Source organism: Thalassovita aquimarina (assembly GCF_018219815.1).
Taxonomy (GTDB): domain Bacteria; phylum Pseudomonadota; class Alphaproteobacteria; order Rhodobacterales; family Rhodobacteraceae; genus Thalassobius; species Thalassobius aquimarinus.
Map to the genome: position 1 here is coordinate 1 of NZ_JADMKU010000062.1, position 361 is coordinate 361.

Here is a 361-nt window from a genome sequence, read left to right on the forward strand (position 1 = left end):
GCCAGGACACCGGTGTGAACTGGCACTACATCGCCCCCGGCAAGCCGATGCAGAATGCCTTTGTGGAAAGCTTTAACGGCCGCCTGCGGGACGAATGCCTGAACGAGCACATCTTTGGCAACCTCGCCGAAGCACGCCGGATCATCGAAACCTGGAGGATCGACTACAACACAGAGCGACCACACACATCCCTTGGCGGGTTGGCTCCGGCCGTCTTCGCCAACCTCAACCGTGCCGCCCGGCCTGCTTCGCTTGAGCTCCGCATGGGCTCCGCTCAGCAGGCCTTGACCGTAACCAAATCAACAGAAAGAAACAGGAACGGATTCTACACCTGAACGGCCCGGATCAGGGGGCAACGTCA

The 361-nt window shown here is 60.1% G+C and carries 1 protein-coding gene; it reads left to right on the top strand.

Going from position 1 to position 361, the window contains the following annotated elements; genetic code table 11:
* Positions 1–335, top strand: a 335-nt coding sequence (locus IT775_RS21185; protein ID WP_246525810.1) for an integrase core domain-containing protein, incomplete at its 5' end; no start/stop codon positions are given.
* Between the last annotated feature and the right edge of the window lie 26 nt (positions 336–361).